This window comes from Streptococcus sp. GMD4S (genome assembly GCF_000296955.1).
In genome coordinates this window covers 1-573 of sequence record NZ_AJRE01000406.1, presented here as the reverse complement: position 1 = coordinate 573, position 573 = coordinate 1, and the positions used below count along the sequence as shown (strand labels likewise).

General features: G+C 42.9%; 1 pseudogene. It reads right to left on the bottom strand.

Annotated elements, in window-relative coordinates:
* Positions 1-238 precede the first annotated feature (238 nt).
* Positions 239-571 (bottom strand): annotated as a pseudogene (locus GMD4S_RS10205) (nucleoside monophosphate kinase); the annotation flags it as partial.
* Positions 572-573: the final 2 nt, after the last annotated feature.

Genomic DNA, 573 nt, shown 5'->3' with positions numbered 1-573 from the left:
CTATCCGCCGTAAACCCCTTAAACAAGAAATTGAAACCTATGTCACCATGGCTGGTGTAGTTATCATGGTTGTCTTGATGCTAGCTGTGACCTGGAATGACATTATGCGACTCTTCTTTTAGATAATCGAGGAATATTATGAAACAAAGTAAAATGCTAATCCCAACGCTTCGCGAAATGCCAAGTGATGCTCAAGTTATCAGCCACGCCCTTATGTTGCGTGCTGGTTATGTTCGCGGTGGATGATACGGCCACTCAAACGTTCCAAGAGACAATCTGGGTTCACTTCGATATTGATCACACCTTCTAGTTCGATACCAAGTTCAGCCAATGTTTTGTCCAAGGCATGAGCTTGTTCAATCGTACGTGGGTAACCATCCAACAAGAAACCTGTTTCTTTGATGTCGTTCTGAGAAAGGCGTTCTTTAACAATTCCATTTGTAACTTCATCCGGAACCAACTCACCTTTGTCAATATATGACTTCGCAAGTACACCCATTTCAGTTTGATTTGCCATAGCAGCACGGAACATATCTCCAGTTGAAATGTGTGCCACGTGGAATTGCTCCACAA